The organism is Variovorax sp. 01T439_2 (assembly GCF_056398445.1).
Genome location: NZ_JBFTPJ010000512.1, coordinates 1 through 7752, shown reverse-complemented (window position 1 = coordinate 7752; position 7752 = coordinate 1). Strand labels below are relative to the sequence as shown.

The 7752-nt window shown below is 65.9% G+C and carries 7 protein-coding genes and 1 tRNA gene; 3 read left to right on the top strand and 5 right to left on the bottom strand.

The window, feature by feature from the left end; all coding sequences use genetic code 11:
* Positions 1 to 60: 60 nt before the first annotated feature.
* The 3 genes from AC1DOC_RS21890 to AC1DOC_RS21880 form a co-directional block, all read right to left on the bottom strand.
* Positions 61 to 151, bottom strand: a tRNA-Ser gene (locus AC1DOC_RS21890).
* 24 nt (positions 152 to 175) lie between these two features.
* Positions 176 to 1105, bottom strand: coding sequence for an SPFH domain-containing protein (locus tag AC1DOC_RS21885; protein ID WP_012747840.1), 930 nt, complete (start codon positions 1103 to 1105; stop codon positions 176 to 178).
* A gap of 28 nt (positions 1106 to 1133) precedes the next feature.
* The gene (locus AC1DOC_RS21880) at positions 1134 to 1559 is read right to left on the bottom strand and encodes an NfeD family protein (protein ID WP_012747841.1); all 426 of its coding nucleotides are present in this window, start codon (positions 1557 to 1559) and stop codon (positions 1134 to 1136) included.
* Positions 1560 to 1667: 108 nt separating this feature from the next.
* Between AC1DOC_RS21880 and AC1DOC_RS21875 the strand changes: the two genes are divergently transcribed.
* Positions 1668 to 3971 (top strand): arginine/lysine/ornithine decarboxylase, encoded by a 2304-nt coding sequence (locus AC1DOC_RS21875; RefSeq protein ID WP_012747842.1) that lies wholly within the window; start codon positions 1668 to 1670, stop codon positions 3969 to 3971.
* 33 nt (positions 3972 to 4004) lie between these two features.
* Here the strand turns inward: AC1DOC_RS21875 and AC1DOC_RS21870 are convergent, their stop codons facing one another.
* Together AC1DOC_RS21870 and fabI are read right to left on the bottom strand one after the other, a co-directional pair.
* Positions 4005 to 4661: a DNA ligase gene (locus AC1DOC_RS21870; RefSeq protein WP_478130470.1), complete on the bottom strand. Its 657-nt coding sequence runs from the start codon at positions 4659 to 4661 to the stop codon at positions 4005 to 4007.
* Between the two features lie 33 nt (positions 4662 to 4694).
* Positions 4695 to 5477: an enoyl-ACP reductase FabI gene (fabI, locus tag AC1DOC_RS21865; protein ID WP_012747844.1), complete on the bottom strand. Its 783-nt coding sequence runs from the start codon at positions 5475 to 5477 to the stop codon at positions 4695 to 4697.
* 37 nt (positions 5478 to 5514) lie between these two features.
* Here fabI and AC1DOC_RS21860 point away from each other — a divergent pair, with 37 nt between their 5' ends.
* Positions 5515 to 7311, top strand: a complete 1797-nt coding sequence (locus AC1DOC_RS21860) for an extracellular solute-binding protein (protein WP_478130469.1) — start codon at positions 5515 to 5517, stop codon at positions 7309 to 7311.
* Between the two features lie 27 nt (positions 7312 to 7338).
* Positions 7339 to 7752: ABC transporter permease family protein (locus tag AC1DOC_RS21855; protein ID WP_478130468.1), on the top strand; the 414-nt coding region annotated here is incomplete at its 3' end.

Below are 7752 nucleotides of genomic sequence, written 5' to 3'. Positions count from 1 at the left end.
GGTTTGATGCGGGTCAACATGCTGACGGGCTGGAAACCCGCATGAAACCCATGACTTCTCTGGCGGAGCAGGCGGGATTCGAACCCGCGGAGGGCTATTAACCCTCACACGCTTTCCAGGCGTGCGACTTAAACCGCTCATCCACCGCTCCTGAGCCCTCGATTGTAGCAGTCGCTCAGGCCGGATTCTGCGGCTTGCCGGCCTGGACCATGCGCATCGCGGAGGCGATGAGGGCGGCGGTTTCGGTCATGTTGCTGGGCACGATCAGCGTGGTCTTGGAATCGGCCGCGACCTTGCCGTAGGCGTCGACCGCGCGCTCGGCCACCTTGAGCTGCACGGCCTGTTCGCCGCCGGGCTGGCGGATGGCGGCAGCCACGCGTTCGATGGCGTCGGCCGTGGCGGTGGCCACGGCCGTGATGGCGGCGGCCTCGCCCTGGGCATTGTTGATCTGGGCCTGCTTCTCGCCTTCGGAGCGGGCGATGAAGGCCTCGCGCTCGCCGGTGGCGATGTTGATCTGCTCCTGGCGGCGGCCTTCGGAGGCGGCGATGAGGGCGCGCTTGCCGCGCTCGGCGGTGATCTGCGCCTGCATGGCCAGCAGGATTTCCTTGGGCGGGGTCAGGTCCTTGATCTCGTAGCGCAGCACCTTCACGCCCCAGTTGAGCGCCGCCTCGTCGATGGCCGCGACCACCTGCGCGTTGATGACGTCGCGCTCCTCGAAGGTCTTGTCGAGTTCGAGCTTGCCGATCACGCTGCGCAGCGACGTTTGCGCCAGCTGCGTCACGGCCACGATGTAGTTCGACGAGCCGTAGCTCGCGCGCATCGGGTCGGTCACCTGGAAGTACAGGATGCCGTCGACCTGCAGCTGGGTGTTGTCGCGCGTGATGCAGATCTGGCTGGGCACGTCGAGCGGGATTTCCTTCAGGCTGTGYTTGTAGGCGACCCGGTCGATGAACGGGATCAGGAAGTTGGGGCCGGGCGTCATGGTGCCGTGGTACTTGCCCAGGCGCTCGCGCACCCAGGCGTTCTGCTGCGGCACGAACTTGACCGACTGGCTGATGAAGATGATCGCAATGACCAGGATGATGATGGGGACCGAAAATTCCATGGTTTTCTCCTCTAGGGTTCTGTTCTGATCAGGTCTTGTCGACCACGAGGCGGCTGCCGACCACCTCGACCACGCGGTGCTCGCCGGTGGCGGGGGCCTGGCCCGCACGCGGAATCACGGTCCACTGGGCGCCGCGGTAGCGAACGGTGGCGGTGCCGTCGGGGTTCCAGGCCTCGACGTGGATGATCTCGCCGATGTCCAGATTGACATCGCGGTTCGATGCCGTGGGCGCGGCGGCCGGACGCCGGCGCTGGACCGCATACCAGACCAGGACCGCCCCCACGCCGACGACCGCCGCCACGACCAGTTGCGAAACGGTGCCGGCACCCAGGTGCGCCGCAATGGCCGCCGCCGCAAAGCCGGTGGCCAGCAGCAACAGGTAGACCGTGCCGGACAGCAATTCCAGCACGATGGCGGCTCCCGCTATCAGCCACCAGATGGTGGAATTCGCCATGACTTCTCCTCTTTGGTGAATGCACGACATTCTGTGTCAAAACCTGACTCAATCCTTCATCCGAATTCCGTACACTTCGCGCCTCATTGCCTGTCCGGAGCCCTGCTCATGAAATTTCGCTTCCCCATCGTCATCATCGACGAGGACTTCCGCTCCGAAAACACTTCGGGCCTCGGCATTCGCGCGCTCGCGCAGGCCATCGAGACGGAGGGCTTCGAGGTGCTGGGCGTCACGAGCTACGGGGACCTGAGCCAGTTCGCGCAGCAGCAAAGCCGCGCCAGCGCCTTCATCCTGTCGATCGACGACGAGGAATTCACGGTCGGCCCCGACCTCGACCCCGCGGTGCTGAGCCTGCGCAACTTCATCGGCGAGGTGCGGCGCAAGAACGCCGACGTGCCGATCTACATCTACGGCGAAACCAAGACCTCGCGCCACATTCCCAACGACATCCTGCGCGAGCTGCACGGCTTCATCCACATGTTCGAGGACACGCCGGAGTTCGTGGCGCGCCACATCATCCGCGAGGCCAAGAGCTACCTCGAAGGCGTGCAGCCGCCGTTCTTCAAGGCGCTGATCGACTACGCCGAAGACGGCTCGTACTCGTGGCACTGCCCGGGCCATTCGGGCGGCGTGGCGTTCCTGAAGAGCCCCGTGGGCCAGATGTTCCACCAGTTCTTCGGCGAGAACATGCTGCGCGCCGACGTCTGCAACGCGGTGGAAGAACTCGGCCAGCTGCTCGACCACACCGGCCCGGTGGCGGCCAGCGAGCGCAATGCGGCGCGCATCTTCAACGCCGACCATTGCTTCTTCGTGACCAACGGCACCAGCACCAGCAACAAGATGGTCTGGCACCACACGGTGGCGCCCGACGACGTGGTGGTGGTCGACCGCAACTGCCACAAGTCGATCCTGCACGCGATCATCATGACCGGCGCGATCCCGGTGTTCATGAAGCCCACGCGCAACCACTTCGGCATCATCGGACCGATTCCGAAGAGCGAGTTCGAGCAGAGCGCCATCAAGGCCAAGATCAAGGCCAACCCGCTCTTGGCCGACGTGGACCCCAACAAGGTCAAGCCGCGCGTGATGACGCTCACGCAGTCGACCTACGACGGCGTGATCTACAACACCGAGACCATCAAGAACATGCTCGACGGCTACGTCGACACGCTGCACTTCGACGAGGCCTGGCTGCCGCATGCGGCCTTCCACCCGTTCTATGGCGCCTACCACGCGATGGGCAAGCGCCGCGTGCGGCCGAAGGAGTCGCTCGTGTTTGCCACGCAGTCGACCCACAAGCTGCTCGCGGGCATCAGCCAGGCCAGCCACGTGCTGGTGCAGGACTCGCAGAACCGTGCGCTCGACCGCGACCTGTTCAACGAGGCCTACCTGATGCACTCGTCGACCAGCCCGCAGTACGCGATCATCGCGAGCTGCGACGTGGCCGCCGCCATGATGGAGCCGCCCGGCGGCACTGCGCTGGTGGAAGAAAGCATCCTGGAGGCGCTCGACTTCCGCCGCGCCATGCGCAAGGTGGAAGACGAATTCGGCAAGGACGAGTGGTGGTTCAAGGTCTGGGGCCCCGAGAAGCTCGTCGACGAAGGCATCGGCCGCGCCGAAGACTGGATCATGACGGGCGAGAAGAACGGCAAGCAGAGCAAGAGCAAGAAGTCGCCGCGCAACTGGCACGGCTTCGGCGAGCTGGCCGACGGCTTCAACATGCTCGACCCGATCAAGTCGACCATCGTGACCCCGGGCCTCGACCTCGAAGGCAACTTTGCCGACACCGGCATTCCCGCGAGCGTGGTGACCAAGTTCCTGGCCGAGCATGGCGTGATCGTGGAGAAGACCGGCCTGTACAGCTTCTTCATCATGTTCACCATCGGCATCACCAAGGGCCGCTGGAACACGCTGCTCACGGCGCTGCAGCAGTTCAAGGACGACTACGCGCGCAACCAGCCGATGTGGCGCATCCTGCCGGAGTTCTGCCAGCAGCATCCCGGCTACGAGCGCCTGGGCCTGCGCGACCTGTGCCAGCACATCCACCAGCTCTACGCACGCTACGACGTGGCGCGCCTGACGACCGAGATGTACCTGAGCGACCTCACGCCGGCCATGAAGCCGAGCGACGCCTTCGCCCACATTGCGCACCGCAAGACCGAGCGCGTGGAGATCGACGAACTCGAAGGCCGCATCACCACGAGCCTGATCACGCCGTACCCGCCGGGCATTCCGCTCCTGATTCCGGGCGAGGTCTTCAACAAGAAGATCGTCGACTACCTCCGGTTCTCGCGCGAGTTCAACTCGCAGTGCCCGGGCTTCGAGACCGACATCCACGGCCTGGTGGCGCGCATCGACGAAACCGGCAAGAAGCGCTACTACGCGGACTGCGTGGCCGCGCCGAAGAAGTAGGCGGCAAGAAGCGGGGAGGGCGCGCGCCGCGCTTCAGGAGGGCCGGTCGCTGCGCACCCGCATGAAGCGCGCGAACCTGGGCAAGCCGCCCGTCTTGACCTTGAGCAGGTCGCTGTTGCGCTCGGCGCGGTAGAGCGATCCGCCCCGGTGCAGCATCAGGCCCTCGCCGCCCATCTTCACGGTCTTGGCGAGCAGGGCCTGCAGATCCGCATGGGTGGTTGCGCGCTCCTGCGGCACGGGCACCACCCACGGCGCATCGGTGATCGGCAGCAGCTTGCGCAAGACGGCCAGCCGCGCCGTGAAATCGCCGCCCTGGGCCGGGAGGTCGAACACCATGAAGCGCATGCTGTGCCAGGCGGTGTCGTTGGGCGTCTGGCTGCGCACGGTGGAAACCGCATGCGCGAACTGGCCCCTGCCGGCCCACAGCTCGCCGTCGAGCGGCTGCTTGGGCAACGGCGCGATGAACCAGGCGGGCGCCACCACCGGTTCGCCGCCGCGCGTCCACAGCTGCTTGCCGTCCCAGTAGCCGCGCACGCCGTCGAATTTTTCGCTGACCCAGTAGTCGTCCAGCGACATGCCGGGGCGGTAGACCTCGGCCAGCATCAAGGCCGGCGCGGCCTCGCGCGCGGCGGCCCCGCGGGCCGCCAGCGCGCCGAGGCCGGCGAGCAGGAGGGAACGTCTGTTCAGCAAGAGGCCGCTGCCGATCGATTACTCGGCCGAGGATTACTCGGCCATGCCCGCCACGACGTTGCTGAAGCCGCCGTCCACATAGGTGATCTCGGCGGTGACGCCGCTGGCCAGGTCGCTCAGCAGGAAGGCAGCCACGTTGCCGACTTCCTCGATGGTCACGTTGCGGCGAATGGGCGAGGCGTCGGCCACGGCGGACAGCATCTTGCCGAAGCCCTTGATGCCGCTGGCCGCCAGCGTCTTGATCGGCCCGGCGCTGATGCCGTTGACCCGCATGCCCTTGGGGCCGAGCGAAGCCGCGGTGTAGCGCACCGAGGCCTCGAGCGAGGCCTTGGCCAGGCCCATGGTGTTGTAGTTGGGCAGCGCGCGCTCGGCGCCGAGGTAGGTCAGCGTGAGAAGCGCCGACTTGTCGTTGAGGTAGGGCAGGGCCGCCTTGGCCATGGCCGGGAAGCTATAGGCGCTGATGTCGTGCGCAATCTTGAAGCCTTCGCGCGACAAGCCTTCGAGGAAGTCGCCCGCAATGGCCTCGCGCGGCGCAAAGCCGATGCTGTGCACGAACCCGTCGAACCTGGGCCACGCCTGCGCCAGATCGGCAAAGAGCTTGTCGATCTGCGCGTCGTCGCCCACGTCGCAGTCAAAAATAAGCTTGGAGCCGAAGTCCGCGGCGAATTCGGTGATACGGTCCTTGAATCGCTCGCCGACGTAGCTGAAAGCAAGCTCGGCGCCTTGTTCGTGACAGGCCTTGGCTATGCCGTAGGCAATGGAGCGATTGCTCAACACGCCGGTGATCAACAGTTTTTTGCCGGAAAGAAAGCCCATGAAGTTGCCTCGTGAAAATCTTGGGCAGAATTCTCGCATGCGGGTTTGGCTGCTTCTTTTTCTGGCGCTCTCGGCGGCTCCTTCATGGGCCGCCCATGCCTACGCGCAGTTCGGCGACATCAAGTACCCGCCCGGCTTCACCCACTTCAGCTACGTCAATCCGAACGCGCCCAAGGGCGGCGAGATCCGGATGGTGCCGCCCACGCGGCCCACCAACTTCGACAAGCTCAACCCGTTCACGCTCAAGGGCACGGCGCCATCGGGCATCGRCTCGCTGATGTTCGAGAGCCTGATGACGGGCAATTCCGAAGAGCCGACCACGGTCTATGGCCTGCTTGCCGAAGACGTCGAGGTGGCGCCCGACCGCCTGTCGGCCACCTTCCGCCTGAACCCCAAGGCGCGCTTCAACGACGGCTCGCCGGTGCTGGCGGCCGACGTGGTGCATTCGTTCAACACCCTGACCGGCCCGCTGGCCGCGCCGCAGTACCGCACCATCTACGCAGAAGTGAAGAAGGCGACGGCCACCAGCGAGCGCGTCGTGCGCTTCGACTTCGCGAGTCCGAACCGCGAGCTGCCGCTGGTGATCGGCGGCATGGCGGTCTTCAGCCGCCAATGGGGCGGGGGCAAGCCGTTCGACCAGATCGTCACCGAGATGCCGATCGGCTCCGGCCCCTACAAGCCGGCCAGCGACCGCCTGGGCCGCGACATCACCTACGTGCGCCGCGCCGACTACTGGGGCGCCGACCTGCCGGTGCGCAAGGGGCTGTACAACTTCGATCGCATCACCTTCCGGGTCTACCTGGACGAAACCGCGCGCTTCGAGGGCCTGAAGGCCGGCGAGTTCGACTTCATGCGCGAATTCACCTCGCGCAACTGGGCGCGCCAGTACAAGGGCAGGCAGTTCGACAGCGGCGAGATCGTCAAGCGCGCCTTCGAGAACCACAACCCCGGCGATTTCCAGGGCTATGTGTTCAACATCCGCAAGGACAAGTTCAAGGACGTGCGCGTGCGCCAGGCCATTGGTTTGGCCATGGATTTCGAGTGGCTCAACCGCCAGCTGTTCTACGGCCTCTACACGCGGGTGCAGGGCTACTTTCCGAACAGCGAGTTCCACGCCGAGGGCCTGCCCAAGCCCGACGAACTCGCGCTGATGGAGCCGCTGCGCAGCAAGCTCAAGCCCGAGGTGTTCGGCCCGGCCCCGCAGCCGCCGAGCACGGCGCCGCCCAACAGCCTGCGCGAGAACCTGCGCAAGGCGAGGGCGCTGCTGGAGGAGGCCGGCTGGACCTACCGCGACGGCGCGCTGCGCAACGCGAAGAACGAGGCCTTCACGATCGAGTTCCTCAATGACCAGCCCGGGCTGATCCGCGTCGTGACACCGCTGCAGACGGCGCTGCGCAAGCTCGGCATCGAGATGACCTTCCGCACGGTCGATTTCTCGCTCTCGCAGCAGCGCATGCAGAACTTCGACTTCGAGATGACCTCGCTGCGCCTGCCCGGCAACAGCGCGCCGGGCGGCGAGCTGCTCGAGCTGTTCGGCTCCAAGGCGGCCGACACGACGGGCTCGTCCAACATCTGGGGCATTGCCGATCCGGCGGTGGACGCGGTGGTCGGCAAGGTGCTGGCGGCCACCACGCGGCCCGAGCTGGCCACGGCCATGCGCGTGCTCGACCGGGTGCTCTCCAATGGCTACTACTCGATCCCGCAGTACTACGGCAACGCTTTCCTGGTCGGCTACCGGCCGGCGCCGTTCGTGCTGCCGCCGACCATTCCGCCGTACTACGATGCCGGCGACTGGGCGCTCACCACGTGGTGGGCTTCGCCCATCAACAAATGACGCGGCCGCACCGGACATGAACACCGAATGACCAGCTACATCCTCAAGCGCCTGCTGCTGATGATCCCCACGCTGCTGGGCGTGCTCGTCATCACCTTCGGCGTGATCCAGTTCGTGCCGGGCGGCCCGGTCGAGCAGATGGTGGCGCAGCTGCAGGGGCGCGATTCAGGCGGCGAGCGGGCCGCGGCCAGCGGCGCCGGCTACCGCGGCCGCCAGGGCCTCGACCCGCAGCGCGTCGAGGACATCCGCAAGCTCTACGGCTTCGACAAGCCCGCCCACGAGCGCCTGTGGACCATGCTGAAGTCGTTCGCACGCTTCGACCTGGGCACCAGCTTCTACCAGCGCAAGGACGTCTGGCAGCTCATCAAGGAGAAGATGCCGGTGTCGATCAGCCTCGGCCTCTGGACCTTCTTCATCAGCTACCTGATCGCGGTGCCGCTG

Excerpts from the sequence above, each read along its gene's own strand:
- AC1DOC_RS21880 (WP_012747841.1), bottom strand. The coding sequence starts at position 1,559 with ATGGCGAATTCCACCATCTGGTGGCTGATAGCGGGAGCCGCCATCGTG.
- AC1DOC_RS21875 (WP_012747842.1), top strand. The coding sequence starts at position 1,668 with ATGAAATTTCGCTTCCCCATCGTCATCATCGACGAGGACTTCCGCTCC.
- fabI (WP_012747844.1), bottom strand. The coding sequence starts at position 5,477 with ATGGGCTTTCTTTCCGGCAAAAAACTGTTGATCACCGGCGTGTTGAGC.